Annotated in this window: 23 protein-coding genes and 1 tRNA gene; 2 read left to right on the top strand and 22 right to left on the bottom strand. The window is 54.2% G+C overall.

The window, feature by feature from the left end; all coding sequences use genetic code 11:
• Positions 1-18 precede the first annotated feature (18 nt).
• Positions 19-165, top strand: a complete 147-nt coding sequence (locus G556_RS11410; RefSeq protein WP_155941748.1) for a hypothetical protein — start codon at positions 19-21, stop codon at positions 163-165.
• Between the two features lie 363 nt (positions 166-528).
• Here G556_RS11410 and G556_RS0105200 read toward each other — a convergent pair whose 3' ends face one another.
• From G556_RS0105200 to G556_RS0105170, 6 genes are all read right to left on the bottom strand, one after another.
• Entirely contained in the window at positions 529-1854 is a 1326-nt protein-coding gene (locus G556_RS0105200) for a plasmid recombination protein (RefSeq protein WP_155941747.1), read from the bottom strand.
• A gap of 195 nt (positions 1855-2049) precedes the next feature.
• On the bottom strand, positions 2050-2337 hold the full coding sequence (locus tag G556_RS0105190; RefSeq protein ID WP_028822006.1) for a hypothetical protein: 288 nt from the start codon (positions 2335-2337) through the stop codon (positions 2050-2052).
• Between the two features lie 106 nt (positions 2338-2443).
• Complete coding sequence (locus tag G556_RS11065) at positions 2444-4198, bottom strand: Rep family protein (RefSeq protein WP_051176704.1); 1755 nt, start codon at positions 4196-4198, stop codon at positions 2444-2446.
• Positions 4199-4556: 358 nt separating this feature from the next.
• Entirely contained in the window at positions 4557-4787 is a 231-nt protein-coding gene (locus tag G556_RS11280) for a helix-turn-helix domain-containing protein (RefSeq protein ID WP_162139758.1), read from the bottom strand.
• 141 nt (positions 4788-4928) lie between these two features.
• Positions 4929-6071, bottom strand: a complete 1143-nt coding sequence (locus G556_RS0105175) for a tyrosine-type recombinase/integrase (protein ID WP_081675517.1) — start codon at positions 6069-6071, stop codon at positions 4929-4931.
• A 143-nt stretch (positions 6072-6214) separates the two neighbouring features.
• A tRNA-Leu gene (locus tag G556_RS0105170) sits at positions 6215-6303 on the bottom strand.
• A gap of 185 nt (positions 6304-6488) precedes the next feature.
• Between G556_RS0105170 and G556_RS0105165 the strand changes: the two genes are divergently transcribed.
• A complete protein-coding gene (locus G556_RS0105165) occupies positions 6489-6749 on the top strand; it encodes a GlsB/YeaQ/YmgE family stress response membrane protein (RefSeq protein WP_016455608.1) in 261 nt (86 codons plus the stop codon).
• A gap of 61 nt (positions 6750-6810) precedes the next feature.
• Here the strand turns inward: G556_RS0105165 and G556_RS0105160 are convergent, their stop codons facing one another.
• From G556_RS0105160 to G556_RS0105085, 16 genes are all read right to left on the bottom strand, one after another.
• On the bottom strand, positions 6811-7296 hold the full coding sequence (locus tag G556_RS0105160; RefSeq protein ID WP_233418190.1) for a NifB/NifX family molybdenum-iron cluster-binding protein: 486 nt from the start codon (positions 7294-7296) through the stop codon (positions 6811-6813).
• 53 nt (positions 7297-7349) lie between these two features.
• A complete protein-coding gene (gene dprA / locus G556_RS10325) occupies positions 7350-8507 on the bottom strand; it encodes a DNA-processing protein DprA (RefSeq protein WP_051176701.1) in 1158 nt (385 codons plus the stop codon).
• Positions 8504-10030 carry a YifB family Mg chelatase-like AAA ATPase gene (locus G556_RS0105150; RefSeq protein ID WP_155941746.1) on the bottom strand — a complete coding sequence of 509 codons (1527 nt, stop codon included), beginning with the start codon at positions 10028-10030 and terminating at the stop codon, positions 8504-8506. Before G556_RS0105150 ends, dprA begins: the two co-directional genes overlap by 4 nt.
• Positions 10027-10407, bottom strand: coding sequence for a YraN family protein (locus tag G556_RS0105145; protein WP_016455604.1), 381 nt, complete (start codon positions 10405-10407; stop codon positions 10027-10029). The genes G556_RS0105150 and G556_RS0105145 overlap by 4 nt, the downstream gene beginning before the upstream one ends.
• A 50-nt stretch (positions 10408-10457) precedes the next feature.
• Entirely contained in the window at positions 10458-10769 is a 312-nt protein-coding gene (locus G556_RS0105140) for a DUF2469 domain-containing protein (protein ID WP_016455603.1), read from the bottom strand.
• A gap of 4 nt (positions 10770-10773) precedes the next feature.
• Positions 10774-11400, bottom strand: a complete 627-nt coding sequence (locus tag G556_RS0105135) for a ribonuclease HII (protein WP_028822001.1) — start codon at positions 11398-11400, stop codon at positions 10774-10776.
• Positions 11391-12206 (bottom strand): signal peptidase I, encoded by an 816-nt coding sequence (gene lepB / locus G556_RS10320; protein ID WP_016455601.1) that lies wholly within the window; start codon positions 12204-12206, stop codon positions 11391-11393. Before lepB ends, G556_RS0105135 begins: the two co-directional genes overlap by 10 nt.
• A gap of 101 nt (positions 12207-12307) precedes the next feature.
• On the bottom strand, positions 12308-12655 hold the full coding sequence (rplS, locus tag G556_RS0105125) for a 50S ribosomal protein L19 (RefSeq protein WP_016455600.1): 348 nt from the start codon (positions 12653-12655) through the stop codon (positions 12308-12310).
• 196 nt (positions 12656-12851) lie between these two features.
• A complete protein-coding gene (locus tag G556_RS0105120) occupies positions 12852-13613 on the bottom strand; it encodes a succinate dehydrogenase/fumarate reductase iron-sulfur subunit (RefSeq protein WP_016455599.1) in 762 nt (253 codons plus the stop codon).
• Complete coding sequence (locus G556_RS0105115) at positions 13610-15622, bottom strand: fumarate reductase/succinate dehydrogenase flavoprotein subunit (RefSeq protein ID WP_028822000.1); 2013 nt, start codon at positions 15620-15622, stop codon at positions 13610-13612. The genes G556_RS0105120 and G556_RS0105115 overlap by 4 nt, the downstream gene beginning before the upstream one ends.
• Positions 15622-16413, bottom strand: a complete 792-nt coding sequence (locus tag G556_RS0105110) for a succinate dehydrogenase cytochrome b subunit (protein WP_051176700.1) — start codon at positions 16411-16413, stop codon at positions 15622-15624. Before G556_RS0105110 ends, G556_RS0105115 begins: the two co-directional genes overlap by 1 nt.
• A gap of 88 nt (positions 16414-16501) precedes the next feature.
• Positions 16502-17212 carry a tRNA (guanosine(37)-N1)-methyltransferase TrmD gene (trmD, locus tag G556_RS0105105; RefSeq protein ID WP_028821998.1) on the bottom strand — a complete coding sequence of 237 codons (711 nt, stop codon included), beginning with the start codon at positions 17210-17212 and terminating at the stop codon, positions 16502-16504.
• On the bottom strand, positions 17209-17703 hold the full coding sequence (gene rimM, locus G556_RS10315; protein WP_036916086.1) for a ribosome maturation factor RimM: 495 nt from the start codon (positions 17701-17703) through the stop codon (positions 17209-17211). The genes trmD and rimM overlap by 4 nt, the downstream gene beginning before the upstream one ends.
• A gap of 62 nt (positions 17704-17765) precedes the next feature.
• Positions 17766-18020 (bottom strand): RNA-binding protein, encoded by a 255-nt coding sequence (locus G556_RS0105095; protein WP_028821997.1) that lies wholly within the window; start codon positions 18018-18020, stop codon positions 17766-17768.
• Positions 18021-18023: 3 nt separating this feature from the next.
• Positions 18024-18497 carry a 30S ribosomal protein S16 gene (gene rpsP / locus G556_RS0105090; protein WP_024110446.1) on the bottom strand — a complete coding sequence of 158 codons (474 nt, stop codon included), beginning with the start codon at positions 18495-18497 and terminating at the stop codon, positions 18024-18026.
• 147 nt (positions 18498-18644) lie between these two features.
• A complete protein-coding gene (locus G556_RS0105085) occupies positions 18645-19730 on the bottom strand; it encodes an amidohydrolase family protein (protein ID WP_028821996.1) in 1086 nt (361 codons plus the stop codon).
• Positions 19731-19732: the final 2 nt, after the last annotated feature.

The raw sequence follows: 19732 nt of genomic DNA, 5'->3' as shown, positions 1-19732 counted from the left end.
CTCACGAAAGGAAACGTGATGACCACAGTACTATTGATGATCGCGGATTTCGTCTCGATCGCGATATGGGTGGCCGGCCAACCAAAGTTGGTGGCCAATCGCACCCAGCTCATCACTTTGGACCACCCAGTCACGAACGAAACGCGGGTGCAATTCGTTTCTTAACTGTCAGCCTCATTTCTATCGATCTGAAATCGACGGACATGTTAAACGGCATGACCAGGGTCGAGTTGACCTACCGATGAACGCGATTGCGGGTTAATGGGTATTAAATCCAAAGAGGAGAACGCACCAAAGCGGGCTATTGTCCTCCCATTCTCATCCTAGAGAGAAGTGTTCCGAACATTTACCCTTGTCAGAACGTTTATTATTGGTGTCCGGAAGAGGAGTTGAATTAATGCTAAACATGCATTTGACTAGGGGTTTTAGGCCATATAGTCAAACTTGTGCCCACTACGTGCCCAATAAATCAGCCCCAACGCGGGCAAGCCCACGTTGGCACGGTCGAGCGTGGGAGCGGTCAGCAGGTCAAAGTTCGATGTCGTAATCATCGGCTTTTTGTACTTGCGGTGGCCGGATTGCGTCGATCTGCTTAGCGGTTCTCGTGGGTTGTGAGGCAACGATTTTCGGCCAACTTTTAGCTAGCATTTCGGCCAGCCCGTTGTTACACGATAAAACAAAAGCAACCCCGGAAAAAAGTTTCGCCCAAGCAGGGTTAGACTCTTTTAGCTGTTTCGATATTGCCAAAAACTCAGACCCCAGCGCATCGACTTTCAGCCGCCCAGGGGTTAGCTCTCCGATGCTCAAAAGTTGCTGCTTAGCCTCTGCCTTAGCGTCGTCATAAGCCCGAATCTTTTCAGCTTCGATCTGCTCGGCTTTCTGGTCAAGAAACTTTTCACGCTTAGTCAGCTTTTCAGCCTTAGCCTTTCGCTTCGCAACGATATCTTTAGACTGCACATTAAACTTAGTAATCGCGCTACCGAGTTTTCGCTGATCCGCTATCAAGTCGGACTCTCGACGCTGCAAAACTTTCTGTTTCTCATCAAGCTCGCGTTCGTTTTGCATACGCTTCTTATAGGCATTGACTGAGACGCCTTTGGAACCCTCAGACACTCTTTCCATTGTGGCCTCGTACCCAGCAGCACGAAGATCATTTCTAATGCAATCGTGAACCTTTCGATAAGCAGCCTGAGCAGCCCCGCGCCCCTTATGACCATCAAAAAATTGTTTCTCTGAAAGCTGTCCATCTTCGGTTATAGGAACAAAGCCAATGTGAAATTGAGGATTAGTCTCGTCCCAATGCTCTGCTATATAAGCGATCTTGTCACGACCAACATAATCAATAAATGAGTTTCTCATGGCGTGCAAATACTTAACCGTCTTAGCCATTTGATCATCATCTAAGAACAACGTTGTTGGCAACGGTCTGCCCTTTTCATCTGACCGCTCTTCATATGGCGGTAAGTCATAGAAGTTTGGATCGAGCGCCAAAACAACTTCAACAACGACGTTCGCATCTTTGCGAATTTTGACATACTTCTTAATCACTTCACCCGCTTCATCTCTAAGCGGCTCTTTTGTGTCCGGATCGCGCTTAACTCGAAAGTTTCTAGCCCCATCAATCTTAAGATCAATAAAATCAAGAACTTCTCGACGATCTGCAATCTGACGAAAACCACCGTTCCCATCAGGAACATAAGAAGTGTTCATATCAGTCAATTCAGGAAAAATATTCTGATTAGAATGATTCACTTCCTCGCCATTTTGGCGATCGACATCTCGCACTAAGTGACGCAACGCCCCGCCAATTTTGTTTCTCTGATATCCAATCCATCTAATCGGTGTTGTATACATAAAGACTCCAGTAAATGTAAAAAATCAAACAAAAGGCCGCATCCGGGACCCCGAACCCGAATACGGCCATAAAACTGCAACTTTTGATACAAAGGGTAGCGCACTACCCTTTCTGCGAAAGGGTGCGCCCTCCGGGGGTACCCGTACGGCCAGCGAGTCCCGGCTAACCGGAACCCGCCGACCGCACGAACGCTGTCAGTAGCCATAACCGCTATCACTGTTGTAGTCATGGCCCTCTGCTGGCTGCTGCTCATCGGCAGAGCGCTTAGCAGCCTCTTCGGCTGCTTCGGCGCCCGCCTTAAATTTCGCTATCTGAGCTTTAATAGCTTCAACATCACCAGCGCCCGAATATGCAGCAACAGCTTCACCAAGTTCAAACAAAGCATCGCGCTTCAAACGCTCATTTTGCGCCTTAAAATCTTTGCGCAATTTTCGCAACTCAGCGGCTCGCTCGTTAATTTGCTCTTGCGTGATCAGTGACATTTCGACTCCTTAATTTGTATAAAAAAAGGGAACCTAAAAAGCGAGTTAATCGCTTCGGGTTCCCTTCGGTTAATAATTAAATTATAACTCTTAATTAACTAAATAGCTATGATGCGAGATCGCAATCTGGAGGTAGGTAATCAGAATAAAGATCTGAATAATCAACCTCGTCATCGTCATCAAAAAACTCTATATCTGAACCATCAATTTCCAGGGGCTTAAATCCCTCGTAATAGCCATTAAACGAAGGGTTGCTAGGTAATAGAACCCAACGATTTTTTTCACGCCAAATTCGTTCACGAAGTTCAGCATCATGTGAACTGCTTGACTGCTCAACTACCCGCGTAACTTCAACCCAATCAGATTCAGTCAAGTCAATAACATCGGGCGAGCTATTCGCTACATCTAAAGAAAGCCGAGCAATTATTTCCGGTTCATCACACTTAATCGAATCAACTACCCCGCGCGTCAGCTCGGGCGTTTTACCAAAAAAATCAGAATGTTTATGTACATTATCCCGATAGGCAACATCAACCCCCTGCCTATGCCTAACCAGTTCATCGCGCTCAGATAATAGCCCTAATCTCTTGTAGTAATAACGCGGCATCCCATCGGTATTGATAACGTTGACCGATGCCATTAACCGCCTAATAAACTGATCCAGAGCTTCATCAACGTCGCCCTTAGCGCGGGCATAATAGAAAAATGTAACTGGATCAATTGAGGCAGTAATAATGACTAATCTTGGCGCAACCGCCAGCTTGTTTTGATACCTGGCAGAAGCCGGATTTGGGTTATAGGGATCGAGTAGGGTCAGCCAATCAGAAGCGGACATTGCACTAGCCCGAACATCATCCATAAGAATAATTTCTTGGCCTTGCCAATCGTCTAACGAATGTCTTGAGGCTGCACGATATAACGACCAATTCGTTGATTCAATAAGCTGATCAACGAGGAGGTTCGCCAGTCTGGTTTTGCCAGAACCGGCAGCGCCATAAAGAAAGAATATGGCAGTGTGAAAATCGCCGTTTTTCATTGCCTCGGCTGCCCTGTACGCCTTACGTTCGCCAGCTACAACAAAGGCTCTATTGAACTTGTCGGATAATTCCGAATACACCCGAAACAGCTCATCCGACAAGAGAACGTTTTCTTTTGTGATGTTGCCGGAAAGAACCTGCTCAAGCAGTGCATCAACTGATAGAGCCGCCAGCTTGTGACGCTTTTTGCCACGACCCAAAAACCATTCGGCCTCGCGTTGTTTCTGAATCTCTAAATAATCCTGGCCAGCAACCGTTGCAACTTGCTCCGGCTCATATTGATACTTATCTTCATCCTTAGCGTGGATCAGATACGCAAGTTGAGCATCATGAGAACCAGACCGCCCACCCTGGGGAGGAATACGCCCATTCGGCTTTTCTACAAACTGGGTTTCAACGCCAAGAATCTTTGCTATCCGAGCGATTTTGAACGTCGGTTTATCAAACTTAACGGTTGCGTGTAGATGAGGGAACTTTGGTTCCATAACAGCCGGTTGGCCAATCTTGGCCGTGTTCTGCTCATCGCAATTGTGAATAATTCCGTGAGCCTCAACAATCTTCGGATAGCCACCACCCCAAAGCGTTGTTTGCTCCAAAAGAAGCACTAATAGGGAGAGCAATCTATTAGCCCTATCCCGGCAATCTTCGACAGAAACAGACGCTGCATCTTCGGGGAAGGAAACTAGATCAGACAATGGGCCATCAAAACCATCAAGCATCACCTCGGCTAACTCCTGCACCTTCGGATCATTAACCCAAGACCAAAGTTCAGGACGCAGCTGCTGAGTGATATGAAAAATCTGTAGCTTATTACCGCCACTCATAGCCGCACCCCCAAAAATGAAGCAACAACCAACCGAATAGATATTCGGTACGAGTGGTTAATATTCGACAGAAGTGGTGCAAATAGGGGTTTACCGGGTCCAGTCAACCCCCCAGTCAACCCCCCCCCAGTCAACCCCTCCAGTAAACCCCCTAGGCTCCCCATAGCGCACGCGACATTGACAAGCCCTGTCGCGCGCGCGTTAGTGCTAGTCAGAATGGGTTTCAGTGGTGTAAAGACAGTTTTTTTGTGAGGTTTACGAATGCAGCAAAACCGCAAAAAGTGACCCATTGGCTCAAAAAACTTTTTCAACCCCAAATATGGGGAATATTTATTACACATGCAAGAACTCCCTAAACTTAGAAATTCTTGCCACTGGGGTCATGAGCAAAGCCCGAACGATCTACGGGAACCATGAACTCTTCGAGGTCTTCAACCTTGAACCTAAGACCAGAACAGCCTTTTCCCCTATAGGCCAAGATATGGCCATCATGCACACGCCGCCGAAGCGTAGATTCAGAAATCCCAAGACTCTTAGCCGTCTCGGTTAGCGAGAGGTAGCGAACGCCATCAAATTTTGAATTTTTCACACTCAAGTCCTTCAACTCAGCGAAAAACAATTTTTGACTCCAAAAAATGTTCTTCTATGCGGACTAAAAGTGGCTTTTTATCTGATCGCTCAAATTTTTGAACAATCAATTTAGTGCGATCATACCATATGTGATCAAATCTTACCAACCAGCTTCATTTATAACTTTGTTCAACCGATCCACACGCTGCTTTTCACGCTCATCAGTAGCACGTTGATAAATCATCGCCACTTGCGGCGTAGTGTGACCCAACAAACGCATCAATTCGGCGATAGTGGCGCCCCCTTGAGCTGCCAACGTTGCGGAGGTACGACGCAAATCATGAAGTTTCATATCGTGCTTACCGATTGCGGCACTGCCCTTCCTATGAGCATCGTTGATAGTTGATGGCGACATAGGGCTAACCCGATCACGAGCGGGAAACAGAAAAGCATCTTCACCATATGAAGCCCGCTCTTGAAGCTGTTTTCGCAACGGCGCAATACACACATCAGGAATAGCAACACTCCTAATGCCGGCATCGGTCTTAGGAGGTGCAACACGCCACTGGTACACACCGTCATCACCCTTGATACGTGTCACGGCAACGTTGACATGAAGAAACCCTGCCTCAAGATCAACATCCTTAAGCCGCAACCCTCGCAACTCACCAGAACGCAACCCACAAAGACCACCAAGAGTCAAAATAAGACGATAATGCGGATTTACAGCGTCCAAATACTGTTTAAGTTCCTCAATGCTTAGAACGACACCTTTGGACTTAGTAGGCGGTTTTCCAGCACCCTTAACGGTGCAAGGATTACGCTTAATCAATTCATCATCAACAGCATCGTTGAACATCGAGCGCAGCATCTCATAAGCTTTGCCCTTTTGGTTCCAAGAATTACTCGGTTCGCTCCACCATTTTGAAATCATGGCCTTTGTTACAGAGTTAAGCGCAACCTGATCAAAAGTTTCTTTAAGTTCAAGACGGTACTGCTTACGGTACAGATCCACAGTTGTGGGAGATAAAGGCTTACGCTGCCTAGTCGAACGCTTAGAAAGCATTTGTTCAAAGTATTTACCGACAGTCACACCCTCAACACGTTGAGCAGCGGCCCGTTGCTCTGGAGGAGTCCACTTGCCCTCAAGAATCAGCGCCTGTTCCTTAACCAACCAGTTTCTAGCGTAGGTCTTGTTAATGAACGTGGTTGGTCCCTTATGCATATTGCGGTCAGGGCCGTAGTACCGAGCCTGATAATTACCACTTGGCAGTTTTCGGACATTGCCAAATCTCGCAGTCATGAAATTCCTCTTTCAACTGGGTCGTGCCAACAACGTGCCAACAACCATGATAAAAGATGGCTATTTATGACCACAGTTGAAAGAAATTGATTTCATAAAAACGGCTCTGGCTAGGCATTTCACCTAACCAGAGCCTATTAATTTGGTGTCCGGAAGAGGAGTTGAACCTCCACGCCCTATAATCGGGCACTAGCACCTCAAGCTAGCGCGTCTACCATTCCGCCACCCGGACAGGCGCTTCATTTGCAGCAGAACTGAACTGTAGCACCTGTTGGCTTTTTTGAAAAATCAACCCAACGGATCGGGGCAATCAACTGGCTTCGAGCATCTGGCACAGCCATTTTTGTTTACCGACTTGTTAGCAATAACGTATCTTGCTTTATTTTGTTGTTTTGGGGCAAATGGTAAATTTGAATTATGTCAATTATTAGTTGGATTTTGATTGGTCTGATCTGCGGCGCTATCGGTCGCGCGATCAGCGGTAAAGCTGGCACCGGTAACTGGCTGGGCAATCTGCTCCTGGGCATCCTGGGCGCGATTGTTGGCGGCTGGATTGGCGGCGCCCTGTTCAACGTCAACCTGAGCGGCTTCTTCTCGCTCAGCACCTGGGCGTTGGCTATCGTCGGTTCGATCATCGTTCTGTTCATCTACAACGCGATCACCGGCAAGAACAAGTAAAAAGACTATTTAAGGGCGGGTAGTTTTTTCTACCCGCCCTTATTTTTTGCCTTTTTAAGTTTTAGACCTCTAGCTGGCCAGCCGCGACTGCGGCTTCCTTCGCGTTCTCGAACGAGTCCGGGTCGTCGACCTGAATCAACGTGAGGCCCATCTTGTTCAGCGTGTTCATCATCGGAGGGCCCATGTGCTCGAATAGCACGCGCTCAACCTGGTTTTCCCTCATGAACTTAACGATTCGCGCGTGGTGCTCGCCGTGCTGGCTTTGATCGTGCAGGACATCCCAGTTGACGTCGTAGACCTGCCAATCCGGCAGCCCATCCCCGCAGACCTTTGCAACGGCCATCCTAGGCGCCTTGCCGAAACGACGCTCGATGCTTTCGTCCTCGGTGACGGGAACTGTCACGATCACGCACTGTGCGTCGCGCATAGCCTGAGCCGCTACACCGCTGGTGCCGACGACCTCTCCGATACTGATGACGTTTTCGCTGTTTCCGGCGCCACCGCCGCAGCCGCAACCGCCTCCGCAGCAGCCCTGATTCTCAGCCATATAAACTCCTTTTTCGTTCCTTTCCTCAATCCTCACATATCGATCAAGGCCGTCTAAACAACCAGGGGCGATTGCCCACCCGAGCCGGCTGGCGCCAGGCGCCATCTACCGGCAGAGTCCGTCTCCGCATGTCCCCGCAACTGAAGTTCTGCCAAGGAAGCCATTAGCTGCGGAACTGGGAACCCAACCTCTATCGAAAGTTCTTGCGTGCTTTTCCACTTTCTTGATGACAATTGCTCGCGAACGATCATTAACTTATTCGGCAACCTATCCAGGCTTCGGTCCATTCCCGTTTCCGCCAACTCGGGAGAGTTACCTAGCTCGTTAACAAGGGCGAGGACGTCGTTTGCCCCCGTGACTAGGGAAGCTTTACCGTCCCTGATCAACCGATTTGAGCCCACTGACATTGTCGAATTGACCGACCCCGGCACCGCCATGATTGGCCTGTTAAGTGTGTTTGCCCATGTCGCCGTATTCAACGCGCCAGACCGTGCAGCCGCCTCTACCACCACGGTTGCCTTGGTGAGTGCTGCGATGATCCTGTTACGAGCTAGGAAGCCCTGTCGCTTGGGTTCCACTCCAACCGGCGGCTCGGCGCAGATAACTCCATCACGCATTATCTCTTCGTAAACCGGGCGATTTGAACGCGGATAAAAATCGTCCAAACCACGTGCACAGACCGCAATGGTGCGCCCAGTCGATAACGCTCCGCGATGGGCGGCCGCGTCGATGCCGTATGCGCCCCCGGAGACCACTGCGTAGGAGCGGTACTCGTTGCGGGCCAGCCTCGCAGACATCTCCGCAGCTACGTTTACTCCGTACCTACTAGCCGCCCGAGAACCGACTACGGCGATCGAGCTAGCGGCCAACCTTGCAAGATTTCCGTTGCCCTTCAGCCACAATCCGAACGGACTTCCTGACATTCCGACGACGTCTTCGCACTGGTCTAGGTCTGAGAGTTGTTCTGGCCACTCACTGTCGCAAGGGATAACGAACCTGATGCCTAGCTTTTCAGAATCACAGGCGATCTTTTCAGGATCTATAGCCTGGGCGCGTCTACCCCAAAATGATTCGTTGCCCTGACGGGCCAGGCCTTTCAAGACGTCAACCGCACCCTCGGAGGCCACGAGTTTCTGCAGTCGCCCATCACCTGGCATCACCACGTAGGTGAGCGCAGCTCGGGCCAGCCTTTCCTCATCCCATTCGCTCATGCAAAGACCAATTCCTCTCCCATTCGTAGTGATAGTGCCGCCATCAGGTGTTCGCGGGTGGGCAGATCCTTGCCATCCAGGTCCGCCAAGGTCCAGGTGACCCTCAACACCTTGTCCACTCCCCTGCTTGTGAGGGCACCAGTGGCGACAGCATCGTCTAGCATCTCTATGCCCTCGGGAACACTCATTTGCCGCAGGTAATAGCCAGGAATCTCGCTGTTTAGCCGCCAATCGGTCCGCCTCAGCCGTATCCGTTGCCGCTGTCTGGCCTCATGCACCCTCGACAAAATCTTTTCCGAGGAATCCGCCCTGGCCGCATCTTCTGAAAGCAGAGCCCCGACTGGTGGCTCCATGTGAATGTGAATATCGACTCGATCGAGGATCGGGCCCGACAACTTCTGCGAATACCTGCGGACGGCATTAGGGGCGCAGCTGCACATCTGGCCGCGCACTCCGTAATGACCGCACGGACACGGGTTAGCCGCAAGTACGAGCTGAAAACGTGCTGGGAAACTCACCTGACCTAAAGACCTAGCTATCGTCACGCTGCCCGATTCGAGGGGCTGTCTGAGGGCCTCCAGACAACGAGACGAGAACTCTGGAGCTTCGTCCAAAAACAGCACTCCGCGGTGCGCCAAGGAGATCGCGCCCGGCTTGGCTATCCGAGCGCCGCCACCGATCAGAGATGCCATGGAAGCGTTGTGGTGCGGATGCGCAAAGGGTGGCCGCTCGATTAACCCTGAGCTGAGGTCTCTGCCCAAAACGGAATGAATCGCCGATACCTCAAGCGATTCTTGCTCCGTCAGATCGGGAAGGATGCCGACCAGCCTCTCTGCAAGCATTGTCTTGCCCACTCCGGGTGGCCCCTGCATAAAAACATGATGACCGCCAGCTGCAGCCACCTCTAACGCCCACGCCGCCATCGGCTGGCCGATGACGTCGCTAAAATCTGGGCGAATATTGGTTTCTGGTTCTAACTGGGGCACATCCGGAATGTCGGGGTTTCCGGGGCGACCGTGCAACACTTCAATGAGGTCCGAAATGCTGCTGACAGGCCAGATGGTCATTCCGCTCACCAATTCGGCCTCGCGGGCTTGATTCGCCGGAACGATCGCCGTGGTCATACCGATCTCCCTGGCCCCGAGCAATGCCGGCAACAGGCCTGGAACCCGTCTAACCTTGCCGTCAAGGCCCAACTCACCCAGCATGATGGCTTTTGACGCGATCTCGGGTGGAAATAACTGCGAGGCGGCCAGGACAGCAGAGACAATCGCCAGATCGAAGTGCGAACCTGACTTTGGCAGATTCGCAGGAGTCAGATTGATGGTCAACAGTTGATTCGGCCAAGTTAACCCTGCGCCCGCGACAGCGGCCCTGCATCTGTCCCTGGCTTCGTAGAGGGCTGTATCTGGCAGCCCGACCATGATCGTCCTGGGCAGCCCAGGGGTAAGTGCTGCCTCAACCTCTACGGGCTTGGGCGTCACCCCAACTAATGCCATGGACCACGCACTGGTACTCATCAAAGCCCCATTACGTGATGGATTTCGACGGCCCTGCCCCGCCTCTTTAATACTCCGACGGCATCCAACCGAACGCCGTCGTGGCGAGCGTCCAAAGACCTAGCCCAGACAGCCGCGAGTTTGCGAAGCCTGGCGGTCTTCTCCCAGGTGATTGCTTCCAGTGGATCGCCGAATTTAAGCCCACTGCGGGTTTTGACCTCGACGGCGACGGCGGTAGGCGCACCAAATTCGTTCGGAGCTAGGGCGCAGATGTCTAGCTCTCCGATCGGGCAACGCCAGTTTCTCTCAACGATTTGCCAGCCAAGGTTGGAAAGATATTCAGCCGCCTCTTGCTCGCCCGCCCTGCCCAGGGCAATGGTCTTGTTAGGTACGTCTCGCATACCTGCATGATTGTTACGAGACGTGAGAAAATTCTTCTACCCGGCGGAATTTAGTTACTATCTGGCACCGAAAGTTCGCGGTGCTGGATCTCCTCGATCGAGACGTCACGGAAAGTAAGCACCTTGGCAGATTTAACAAATCGCGCCGGACGGTACATATCCCAAACCCAGGCATCCGCCATTGAGAGTTCGTAGTAGACATCCCCGCCCTCAGTGCGAACCTTCAGATCGACGGCATTGCACAGATAAAAACGGCGCTCAGTTTCGACAGCGTAAGTAAAAATGTCTACGACATCGCGGTATTCGCGATACAGATCAAGCTCCAGCTTGTTCTCGTATGCCTCTAAATCTTCTGCGCTCATCCTGTTAGCCTACTCGTTTAGTCTCCATAGCCTGCTGCACATTCCGATAACTAAATCGGTGGATCTCGCAGGGCCCAAGCTCCATAAGGTTTTCCTGGTGCGCTTTTGTGTCGTATCCCTTGTGCTTGGCGAAGCCGTAACCGGGGTATTTTTCATCCATTTTAATCATCAACCGGTCCCTGTGGACCTTAGCCACTACGGACGCCGCAGAGACACACGCCAAGATCGCGTCGCCCTTCCAAACAGCCAGCGAAGGCATAGAAAGACCGGGCACGAAGAAACCGTCAGTGAGCGCATAGGCCGGCTGCGGATCAAGCCGCAGGATCGCGCGACGCAGCCCCTGCAGGTCAGCCTCCTGCATGCCGAGTTTGTCGCACTCCTGTGGACCGACCTCAACACAGGAAACCGCTAGCGCCTTTGCCAAAATTTCGTCGTATAGCTGGTCTCGTTTACGGGCGGTCAGCTTTTTTGAGTCGTTTAGCCCTTCGATCTTTCGGGCCGGCTCATCAGACAAAATCACGGCTGCCGCAACCAGCGGCCCCGCGCAGGCTCCCCTGCCTGCCTCGTCTGCGCCGGCGATAGGCGAAAACCCGGCTCTTTTGAGTTCGAGTTCGTACTGGCTCAACGGCACGTGCCAGGCCCCAAAACAGGATCTTGCGGCGCCTCTTGTGCCGCGGGGACTGCATCGAACGTAGCTGGACGTTCGAAGCCCTGAATGCGGTTTAGCGGCAGCACGATTGCCTTGACGGGCCCGACCACCGCAGATTCCGGAATGAAACCGGCCGAACCGAACGGCTGTCCTTCGACTGTGCTGCACATGTGCAGGCGGGAATCCCCCGACCTGTCGCGGTGGTCGCCCATCACGAAAATATGACCTTGCGGGACCGTCACTTCGAACCTCGTCTCGGAGGGGGCAACCGGCACCCCAGATTCGGTCTGGTAAAGGTACGATTCCTCGTCCAGCGGCTGACCGTTGACCGTAAGGCGACCTTCGACGTCGCAGCACTTGACCTTGTCGCCAGCGGTGCCGATGACGCGCTTTACCAGGTAGTTTTTTTCTGAATCGGGAAGCAGCTTGACTTTCTCCAGCCCACGAAGGACGGGATTCTGCGTGATCTGTGGCTCACCCAGCCACCCGTTAGTGTCTTCAAAAACGACGATGTCCCCACGCTGCCAATCGGCCATTCGGATAGAGACGATCCGGTCGCGAGTCTCGAGCGTCTGTTCCATGGACCCAGAAGGCACACGGAACACCTGGAAAATGAAGACCCTGATCAACGCGGTAATGATTAGAGCAACCAGGACGGCCAGCAGAATCTGTCCGACGTTTATCGCGAACCTAGCCACTGGGCCCCGATGCTTACGTGCTTTAGGCGCCGAAACCGGCTTGGGACGCTCGCTGGCATCAAATTCTTCGTACCTGCCAGTAGTTTCCATATTGCTCACCCGCACAGAATATCCGAACAACCTGTGAACAAAATAGTCCACAAAAAGGAAGAAGCCGCCACCTAAGAATAGGTGACGGCCTCTTTATAAGATCAGCGCTTTTCCTTGATCTTGGCAGCCTTACCGCGCAGACCGCGCAGGTAGTAGAGCTTGGCGCGACGAACATCGCCACGACGCTCGACCTCGATCTTGTCGATGATCGGCGAGTGCAGCGGGAACGTACGCTCAACACCAGTGCCGTAAGAAACCTTGCGAACAGTGAAGGACTCCTGGAGGCCACCACCATTCTTCGCAATCACAACGCCGGTGAACAGCTGAATACGGGACTTGTTGCCCTCAACAACCTTCACGTGTACGCGAACGGTGTCGCCAGCGCGGAACTCAGGACGATCGGCCTTCAGCGAAGCCTGATCGATCTCACGAATCAGTTTGGTCTTCATAATTTTCCCTCGTCAGTGCCACAGGTCACCTCGATAAAATCAACAATTGTGAGCCTGGACTCGGACGATCCCCCCGTGGCAGGAGCCGAGAACAAACCCGAAAAGCCATTTTGTCATACTTCAACCGGCATGAGCAAAAAGCCCGAAAACACAAAGTTGGGGACGCATGCAGCGTCCCCAACTGAGTAGTTAGTTATTACTTGCCGTCAGCCTTGAACAGCGAGTGCATCAGGTCACGGTTGAGCTGGCTAATGGCCTCGAGCGAGATGCCCTTCGGGCAAACCGCGGCGCATTCGCCAATGTTGGAACAGTTACCGAAGCCCTCTGCCTGGTGCTGGCCGACCATGCCCTTGACGCGCAGCCAACGCTCCGGCTGGCCCTGCGGCAGCTGACCCAGATGGGTCACCTTAGCCGACATAAACAGCATCGCCGAAGAGTTCGGGCAGGCAGCAACACAGGCGCCACAGCCGATGCAGGTCGCGTTGTCGAAGGACTTGTCGGCCTTCAGCTTCGAGACTGCGTTGGCGTGTGCATCCGGGGCGGCACCCGTGTTGACCGAGACGAAGCCGCCGGCCTGGATGATGCGATCCAGAGCGGTGCGGTCGACGACCAGGTCTTTGATGATCGGGAAGCCACCGGCGCGCCAAGGCTCGATCGTGATGGTCTCGCCATCGCTGAAGGAGCGCATGTGCAGCTGGCAGGTGGTGGTGCGAACCGGGGAGCTGCCGCGGCCGTGAGCGGTACCGCTGATCACCATGCCACAGGTACCACAGATACCCTCGCGGCAGTCGGAGTCGAACGCTACCGGCTCGATGCCCTTCTCGGTCAGTTCCTCGTTTAGCTGATCGAGCATCTCGAGGAAGCTCATGTCCTCGCTGATGTTGTCGATCTCGTAATCTTCCAGACGGCCTTCAGATTCGCCTCGAGCCTGACGCCAGATCTTGAGTTTTACCCTCACTTGTAACTCCTCTGCTTGAGCTCGATTGCCTTGTAAATCAGCGGTTCCTTGTGGAGAACAGGCTTGCTATTCTCGCCAGTCCACTCCCAGGCTGCGACGTAGGTGAAGTTCTCGTCATCACGCATCGCCTCGCCTTCCTCGGTCTGGTGTTCCAGACGGAAGTGGCCACCACAAGATTCGCGACGGTGTAGAGCGTCGATGCACATCAGTTCGCCAAGCTCAAGGAAATCGGCGAGACGGAGAGCACGCTCCAGAGTCTGGTTGAAATCATCACGGGTACCAGTGACCTTGACGTTGCGCCAGAACTCGTCGCGCAGCTGACGGATCATACCGATCGCCTTCTTCAGGCCGGCCTCCTCGCGAGCCATGCCACAGTACTCCCACATGATGTGGCCGAGTTCCTTGTGGATGGAGTCTACGGTGCGGGTGCCCTGGATGGACATCAACTTGTCGATGCGAGCGTTAACCGAATCGAGTGCTTCGCGAACCGCGGGGTCGTTGTCGGCGAGCTTACCGTCGTGGTTCTTAGCCAAGTAGTCGTTGATGGTGTTCGGCAAAACGAAGTATCCATCGGACAAACCCTGCATCAGAGCGGAAGCACCGAGGCGGTTAGCGCCGTGGTCGGAGAAGTTGGCCTCGCCACCGACGAACAGACCAGGAATGGTCGTCTCTAGATCGTAATCAACCCAGATGCCGCCCATCGTGTAGTGAACAGCCGGGTAGATGCGCATCGGAACCTCATAGGGGTCATCAGCGGTGATCTGCTTGTACATGTCGAACAGGTTGCCGTACTTGGCTGAAACGCCGTCCTTGCCCATGCGCTCGATCGCGTCGGAGAAGTCCAGGTAGACGCCGCGACGAACCTCGCGCTGGACGCCGTCCGGGCCGACCTCCTTAACGGTCGGGCCAACGCCGCGACCCTCGTCGCAAACGTTCTTTGCCTGACGCGAAGCGATGTCTCGGGGAACCAGGTTACCGAAGGACGGGTAGATGCGCTCCAGGTAGTAGTCGCGATCTTCCTCGGGAATCTCGCGAGGATCCTTGTCGCAGTCCTCAGCCTTCTTCGGAACCCAGATACGACCGTCGTTACGCAGCGACTCACTCATCAGGGTGAGCTTGGACTGGTTGGTGCCGTGCTGCGGGATGCAGGTCGGGTGAATCTGGGTGAAGCACGGGTTACCGAAGTAGGCACCCTTGCGGTATGCACGCCAAGATGCGGTTGCGTTGCAGCCCATAGCGTTGGTGGAAAGGAAGAACACGTTTCCGTAGCCACCGGTCGCCAGGAATACGGCGTCTGCGGTGTGGGCGTTGACCTCGCCGGTCACCATGTCGCGAACAACGATGCCGCGAGCGTGACCGTCCTTGACGATCAGTTCGAGCATCTCGTGACGGGAGAACATTTCGACGGTGCCCTCGGCCACCTGACGCTCAAGAGCCTGGTAGGCGCCGATCAGCAGCTGCTGACCCGTTTGACCGCGAGCGTAGAAGGTGCGCTGCACCTGAACGCCACCGAACGAACGGTTGTCCAGCAGGCCGCCGTAGTCGCGGGCGAACGGGACGCCCTGGGCTACGCACTGGTCGATGATCGCCGCGCTGACCTCTGCCAGACGGTGTACGTTGGTTTCGCGTGCACGGTAGTCGCCACCCTTAACGGTGTCGTAGAACAGGCGGTATACCGAGTCGTTGTCGTTCTTGTAGTTCTTGGCAGCGTTGATACCACCCTGCGCAGCAATAGAGTGTGCACGACGCGGGCTGTCCTGGTAGCAGAAGCACTGGACGTGGTAGCCGGCCTCGCCGAGCGAAGCGGCAGCAGCGCCACCGGCAAGACCCGAACCGACGACGATGACCGTCATCTTGCGTCGGTTGGCCGGGTTGACCAGGGCCGCACGGAACTGGCGGTCCTTCCAGACCTGATCAATCGGCTTGGAGGTGTCAGCCTTGGTGTCGTGAATCTCGTCGCCGAGCGAGTAGTAGACCTCGTCGCCGGCAGGAATGTTGGTGACAGTCATCAGAAAATCACTCCAAACGTGATCAATGTCGGGGTCAGCATGAATCCGACGAACAAAGCGAGAGCGCAGATGAGAGCACAGACATGGATAACCTTCTCGCTAGTCGCACCCATGCGCAGACCCAGCGTGCAGAATGCACTGCTGAAGCCGTGCCAGATGTGGTAGCAGACGAGCCCAACCCAGATGGCGTAGGCGATCAGCATCCAGGGCTCCTGGAATGCGTTCACGACACGCAGGTGAGGAAGAATGCTCTCTTCGCCAGCAGGGTAGTTAACCTTGATTGTCTGGGTGGTGAACTGCAGCAGGTGGACTACAACACCGATGAGGATCAGGACGCCGGTCCAGATCATGGTGCGAGCCGCGAAGCTACCTTCGAGGTACTTGCGCTGGAGGTAACGCACACGGTTACCACCGGTGTAGCTGCGGAAGGTAAGCCTTACTGCCTCGTAGATGTGGATCAACGCGCAGGCCAGCAGCCCCAGGCGGAAGACCCAGAGGAAGAAACGCTCTGGCAGGATCGGGTAAAGCAGAGTGCGCAGCGAGTGTGAATACTCGTCGAACTCCGCACCGTTGTCGGGCACGAGCAGCTTCAAGTTGCCGAACACGTGCATTAGTAGGAACAGGATAAGGCAAAGGCCCGTGATAGCCATCAGCACCTTACGGGCGACGGACGAGTGCAGGGCAGCCTTATGGGGAGTCGTCTCCCCTGACTTCGTAATTAGTTTCGTGGCCACGGAAATACCATAGCCCATAGACCCCGCTTTTTCTTGCTCGGGTATGTCTTTCGGCATATTTTTTCAGGTTAAGCAGACCTAACTGAAACTGTAGCCACAACCGCGCAGCTACTACCTCAGTATGAGAGAGGGCGCTGTGGGGAAATTATTCTCCCTCCTCGAGCAATTCCGGTCGACGCAGACTAGTAATCATGCGAGATTGCTCACGACGCCACCGATCGATTTTGCCGTGATTGCCGCTCAACAGGATCTCGGGGACGTCTAATCCGCGCCAGGACGACGGCTTAGTGTAGATCGGGTATTCCAGCAGCCCCTCTTCGGCGTCGGAATAGGACTCCTCGACTAAAGACTGCGGATTACCGATCACGCCCGGAATCAGCCGGACTATCGCTTCGGTCATCACCATCGCGGCGACCTCTCCGCCGTTAAGAACGTAATCGCCGATACTGACCTCGCGAACGTCGAACTTTTCGTTCGCCCACTTGGCCACCCTGGCGTCGATGCCCTCATATCGTCCACAAGCGAATGCGATCGATTCCTTAGCCGACAGCTCCTCTGCGAGCTTCTGGTTAAAAACCTCACCCGAAGGACTGGTGAAAATCAGGGTCGGACGCTCGTCTGATTCGTAGCTTTCAGCTAGATCGTCCAGCGCCTCGCCCCACGGCTCTGGCTTCATGACCATCCCCGCTCCCCCGCCATAAGGAGTGTCGTCGACGGTGCGATGCCGATCGTGCGTCCAATCCCGCAGATCGTGAACGCGGATATCCAGCAGTCCAGCCTTCGCAGCCTTGCCGATCAGGCTCAACTCCAACCCAGAAAGGTATTCCGGAAAGATTGAAATGACGTCAATTCTCATCGGACAACTACCTGCGATCCTTTATCGGTCAGCACCGCACTCTTCGAGTCGAGATCGATACGCTCGACCAGCTCGGAGACGAATGGAACCGCGATTTCACCGGCAACCAAAATATCTTGAGCGGGGGCGTGCCAGACCTCTGTTATCTCGCCGAGATTCTCACCTTCCGAAGTTAGAAGTTGGAGCCCGATTAGCTGACGGTCGTAGAATTCTTCTGGGTCTGCGGGAGATTCGTCGCCGACCTCAGCAAATAGCAGTTTTCCGGTCAGCGCCTCAGAAAGATTGCGATCGTCGATACCTTGCAGGTGCAGGACCAGACGATTACCTTGCTTCCTATTCGCAGTGACCTCGCGGAAAATCTTTTCACCCTGAATCTTCAGCTTTTCGCCCACCTTGAACCGCAGTTCAGGCTCATCAGTGCGCAGGTCGATGAAAAAATCTCCCTTAATACCGTGCGCCCGGCCGATCTTCGCGACGATCACTTCAGTCATTTCAAAACCCATCTATAAAAAATCGGCGCCCCACACAAGTGGGACGCCGATTAACGCGTAAATTAGCGACGGCCTCGTGGCTTGCGGTCAACGTCCACAAAATCGATGCGGACCTGTTCACCGTCTGCCAGTGCGCCGATCACCTTGCGAATAGCAGTGGCCGTGCGGCCCTGGCGACCAATGACCTTGCCAACGTCGCTGGGGTGAACGCGCACCTCAAGCATTCGTCCGCCGCGAATCTGCTTGTCGCGAACGGAGACGTCGGCGGGGTTAGCGACGATGCCGCACACCAGGTGCTCAATAGCCTCAGCAAGCATTCGTTACGCCTCTTCGGACTCAGTCTTCTCGGCCGGCTCCTCAGCCTTTTCAGCCTCTTCGGCTTCCTCGGCCTTCTCTGCTGCCGGCTCCTGCGCCTTATCCTGCTTCTTGCTGATGGCCTCAGTGGTGGGCTCGTCATCAGCCTCGGCCAGAGCCTTGTTGAAGATCTCCAGCTTGTCAGCCTTAACGGGCTGCGGATCGATGCCGGAGGGGCTCTTGTCGCCAGTGAACTTCTGCCAGTCGCCCGTGCGCTTCAGCAGAGCAACAACGGCCTCGGTCGGCTGCGCGCCGACGCCGAGCCAGTACTGCACGCGCTCGGAGTTGATCTCGATAACCGAGGGCTCAGACTTCGGGTGGTACTGACCGATCTCCTCGATAGCAGTGCCATTGCGCTTAGCGCGCTCGTCGATGACGATGACGCGGTAGTGCGGCTGACGGATCTTGCCTAGTCTCTTCAGACGAATTTTCGTTGCCACTTGTGTGGAATCTCCTGTTACAAATCCAAGTTTTTGGTTTCGCTCACGTGTGGGGCACGTTGCGCTGAAACCGTCGGTCCTGCGTCGCCAGTGTTGAGAGGGCACCTGGACACAGACGCATTCATAGATTATGCCAGATTTAGCACTTCAGCAGAAATCTGACTGCAAACCCTTAACAGGCTTGCCGCGCAAAACGATGGCCTCCGGATCATGCAACACCGAGATGTTTTTGCGCGGATCTTCCCGATAGCAAACGAAATCTGCCGAATCCCCATCTTCCAACTGCATTGCGCCGAGCCATTCGCGAGCCCTCCAGCTGGCCGCGCCGGCAGCAAATTCAGCGCCGCCAAGCTTAGCAAGCAGGTCGGTTTCCTGAGCGATCCTGCCGTGGACAAGCCTGCCGCCGGCATCTGTTCCAGCATAAATCTGAACGCCGGCTTCCAGCGCCTTGCCCATGACGTCGAAGTGCTTTTTGTGCAGCGCCCGCATGTGAGCGGCCCAGGTCGGGTATTTCTCGTCGCCACCTGCGGCGAGCTCCGGGAAAGTTGCAAGCTGGGTCATGGTGGGAACCAGCGCGATGCCGGTCTCCGCCATCTCCTCGATGGCCTCGTCGCTCAGGCCGGTTCCGTGCTCGATACAGTCCGCACCAGCAGCAACGAAATCAGCCACCGCTTCCTCGCCAAAGGTGTGCACCTGGACTCGCTTGCCTAACTCGTGCACCTTGTCGACGGCCTTCTTGACGACGTCTGCTGGCCAAAGCGGAGCCAGATCACCAAGCTCGCGATCGATCCAGTCCCCCACGATCTTTACCCACTGGCCATCTTTAGAGGCCTGCCTGGCAACCTCGTCCACCAACTCTTCGGGCTCAACCTCCACCGCATAGTTGCGGATGTAGCGCTTGTACCTTGCGACGTGCTGGCCACTGCGGATGATTCGAGGCAGGTCTTCGCGTCGATCGACGAAGTGCGTATCGCGGGGAACGCCAGTGTCGCGGACCAACAACACGCCGGTATCGCGGTCTGTGATGGCCTGCTCGATAGTCTGCTCGTCGGTGGCTGGGCCCTTTGCCGCCAGTCCGATGTGGCAGTGAGCGTCGACCAGCCCAGGCATCACCCAAACATCCTTCAGCAGGATGGGCGAGCCCTTCGCCTCTTCGCTGATCTTTCCATCTGCAACCCACAGCGTCTTACGTTCACCGCTGGGTAGAACAGTAGCCTCGATACCGAACTTCACGA

This window comes from Propionimicrobium lymphophilum DSM 4903 (genome assembly GCF_000423485.1).
Lineage (GTDB): Bacteria > Actinomycetota > Actinomycetes > Propionibacteriales > Propionibacteriaceae > Propionimicrobium > Propionimicrobium lymphophilum.
Note: the sequence above shows the minus strand (reverse complement) of the source record. Positions and strands in the feature narration are given on the sequence as shown.

What these genes read in the sequence shown, in the direction of transcription:
- G556_RS11410 (WP_155941748.1), top strand. Translation starts at nt 19, where the DNA reads ATGACCACAGTACTATTGATGATCGCGGATTTCGTCTCGATCGCGATA.
- G556_RS0105200 (WP_155941747.1), bottom strand. Translation starts at nt 1,854, where the DNA reads ATGTATACAACACCGATTAGATGGATTGGATATCAGAGAAACAAAATT.
- G556_RS0105190 (WP_028822006.1), bottom strand. Translation starts at nt 2,337, where the DNA reads ATGTCACTGATCACGCAAGAGCAAATTAACGAGCGAGCCGCTGAGTTG.
- G556_RS11065 (WP_051176704.1), bottom strand. Translation starts at nt 4,198, where the DNA reads ATGAGTGGCGGTAATAAGCTACAGATTTTTCATATCACTCAGCAGCTG.
- G556_RS0105175 (WP_081675517.1), bottom strand. Translation starts at nt 6,071, where the DNA reads ATGACTGCGAGATTTGGCAATGTCCGAAAACTGCCAAGTGGTAATTAT.
- G556_RS0105165 (WP_016455608.1), top strand. Translation starts at nt 6,489, where the DNA reads ATGTCAATTATTAGTTGGATTTTGATTGGTCTGATCTGCGGCGCTATC.
- G556_RS0105160 (WP_233418190.1), bottom strand. Translation starts at nt 7,296, where the DNA reads ATGGCTGAGAATCAGGGCTGCTGCGGAGGCGGTTGCGGCTGCGGCGGT.
- dprA (WP_051176701.1), bottom strand. Translation starts at nt 8,507, where the DNA reads ATGAGCGAATGGGATGAGGAAAGGCTGGCCCGAGCTGCGCTCACCTAC.
- G556_RS0105145 (WP_016455604.1), bottom strand. Translation starts at nt 10,407, where the DNA reads ATGCGAGACGTACCTAACAAGACCATTGCCCTGGGCAGGGCGGGCGAG.
- G556_RS0105140 (WP_016455603.1), bottom strand. Translation starts at nt 10,769, where the DNA reads ATGAGCGCAGAAGATTTAGAGGCATACGAGAACAAGCTGGAGCTTGAT.
- lepB (WP_016455601.1), bottom strand. Translation starts at nt 12,206, where the DNA reads ATGGAAACTACTGGCAGGTACGAAGAATTTGATGCCAGCGAGCGTCCC.
- rplS (WP_016455600.1), bottom strand. Translation starts at nt 12,655, where the DNA reads ATGAAGACCAAACTGATTCGTGAGATCGATCAGGCTTCGCTGAAGGCC.
- G556_RS0105115 (WP_028822000.1), bottom strand. Translation starts at nt 15,622, where the DNA reads ATGACTGTCACCAACATTCCTGCCGGCGACGAGGTCTACTACTCGCTC.
- G556_RS0105110 (WP_051176700.1), bottom strand. Translation starts at nt 16,413, where the DNA reads ATGCCGAAAGACATACCCGAGCAAGAAAAAGCGGGGTCTATGGGCTAT.
- trmD (WP_028821998.1), bottom strand. Translation starts at nt 17,212, where the DNA reads ATGAGAATTGACGTCATTTCAATCTTTCCGGAATACCTTTCTGGGTTG.
- rimM (WP_036916086.1), bottom strand. Translation starts at nt 17,703, where the DNA reads ATGACTGAAGTGATCGTCGCGAAGATCGGCCGGGCGCACGGTATTAAG.
- G556_RS0105095 (WP_028821997.1), bottom strand. Translation starts at nt 18,020, where the DNA reads ATGCTTGCTGAGGCTATTGAGCACCTGGTGTGCGGCATCGTCGCTAAC.